This is a genomic window from Bradyrhizobium campsiandrae, from assembly GCF_014529705.1.
GTDB lineage: Bacteria > Pseudomonadota > Alphaproteobacteria > Rhizobiales > Xanthobacteraceae > Bradyrhizobium > Bradyrhizobium campsiandrae.
Window position 1 is genome coordinate 1 of record NZ_JAANIH010000183.1, and the last position, 546, is coordinate 546.

At 62.6% G+C, this 546-nt stretch carries 1 protein-coding gene; it reads right to left on the reverse strand.

The genetic code is table 11. The features are described from left to right. Window positions 1-521, reverse strand: a 521-nt coding sequence (locus G8O24_RS42610) for a DUF2950 family protein (RefSeq protein WP_188108425.1), incomplete at its 3' end; no start/stop codon positions are given. Between the last annotated feature and the right edge of the window lie 25 nt (window positions 522-546).

Here is a 546-nt window from a genome sequence, read left to right on the forward strand (position 1 = left end):
GACATGATGTGCTGCGCGTAGACGCCGGCGCCCTCGCCGCGGTCCTTGTCGGCATATTCGTTCTGCGCGTCGACGAAGGCGAGCGCGGTCTGGATCGCGTCGAGTTCGTTGCGTCCGATGCGACGGCGAAGCACTTCGATGCGTCCTTCGACGGTGTCGAACTCCCAGCCTGCCTTTGTGTTGACAAGCGGAATCGGGAACGGGAAATCGTCGGATCCCAGGACGAGTGTCGCGCTCTTGTTGCCCTCCGTCTTGAGGCCGTGCTTGGCGTCATACATCGAGCTGAACCGCTGGCGAATGTCGTTGTCGGCAACCTCATCGCCGGAGAAAACGATATCCTCGGCTGCCCTGCCGAGCACTTTGAGAATGTCGCCAGGCCCGCTCTTGACCGCGGCGGCAAGCGCCGCGGCCGCGTCCTCCGGCGTCTTGTAGGATTGCTGTGCCTGGGCCACGGAGCCAAGCAGTGCAAGTACGAACATGCCCGGCAACACCGCGCGCTGCAGCGATTTCAGACTGATCATGGCATCACCTCCGCAGGAATCTTCG